At 61.1% G+C, this 373-nt stretch carries 1 pseudogene; it reads right to left on the minus strand.

The window, feature by feature from the left end:
• Nucleotides 1-373: pseudogene (locus NQF87_RS08745) on the minus strand (baseplate J/gp47 family protein); the annotation flags it as partial.

A 373-nucleotide genomic window follows, 5' to 3' on the forward strand; every position in this document is an offset into this window, starting at 1 on the left:
CCCGTCCACTACGGCGGACAGGCGGGAGGCGTAGACGGTTTTGCCTATCCGGATACGGTTCGCCCCTGTTGTGAGGTAAGAGACGATGGCTTTCTGGATGCGCTGTGCCGCATCTGAGGGGACCGTATCCGAGGCGGCAATGGTCATGACGACATAGACCGCCACCGGTGTGGGCCTGTCGTAATTGAAGCTGTAAGACGGCTGGTTGCCGGAATAGACAGGATTGGTGTCCTGAACGGTGACGATCTGCGTGCCCACGGTGGGGATGCCCGGCGGTTTCTTGTTGAGGATTGCCCGCCCGATATCTGACGGGCTGCCGCCCTCGACGAGGATATATTGCGCTCCCGCCGGGATGGACACGCCCTGCTGGATA

The sequence above is a fragment of the Bombella dulcis genome (assembly GCF_026385505.1).
Taxonomy (GTDB): domain Bacteria; phylum Pseudomonadota; class Alphaproteobacteria; order Acetobacterales; family Acetobacteraceae; genus Bombella; species Bombella dulcis.